1 protein-coding gene is annotated in these 701 nt (G+C 41.5%); it reads right to left on the bottom strand.

Annotated elements, in window-relative coordinates:
- A partial coding sequence (locus SB749_RS18650) for a hypothetical protein (RefSeq protein WP_410711614.1) occupies window positions 1–194 on the bottom strand: 194 nt, incomplete at its 3' end.
- Window positions 195–701: the final 507 nt, after the last annotated feature.

Raw genomic sequence — 701 nt, 5'->3', positions numbered from 1 at the left:
CGCATATTAGCCTTATCTCTCGATACATTAGCCAAATATTCTAAGTGTTGGGCGTAGAGTTCAGGCGTTAGAGGTGTATCAAGCTTTGCACTAAGCATATCCTGACATTTTTCTAAATCGTTAATAGTAGAGTTCATAGCAGCTTTAAGGCTGTCCAATTCCGACCATGATAATTCAATGCGGTAAGTATCCATAAAGCCCCCTAAGTGCGCACTTACGACTTGTAAAAGTCAGTGCTAAAAACATCAAAGAATAAGCATAGGATATCATCAAATTCTGGTATATACCAGAATAAGCAATTTTTAAAGGGTTGGTTTTTTGGTTTTTGATGGCAAACCGTTACGCAGAAAGAGCTTGAATGGTTTTTTCTCGTAACCCCCGTGTTACTATTGGGGGCTTACCCCCGTACCATTTCGGTGGTACGGAGTATATACTTTTTTGAAAATTCTGTTCCTACAACCTCAACATTGTGTGTTATGACCTCAATATATGCCCACAGAGTATGTCCACAGTGAGACGGACGGGCTAATGCTGCTTGAGATAATCCTAAAGGTCTCCGCAGCATTGCCCGTCCACTGTGGACAACTACTGATGGACAATATTGGGTCAACCACCCAGATGTGAGGTTGAGGAGCTATGGGCAATACTTACCCTAAAGGCTTCATAAGAAACCTTTAGTAATTGCCCTAGATATTACCACC

This window comes from Brevibacterium sp. SIMBA_078 (assembly GCF_046534565.1).
In the GTDB taxonomy this organism is placed as follows: Bacteria; Actinomycetota; Actinomycetes; order Actinomycetales; family Brevibacteriaceae; genus Brevibacterium.
The sequence above is the reverse complement of the archived record's forward strand: the minus strand, read 5'-3'. Positions and strand labels throughout refer to the sequence as shown.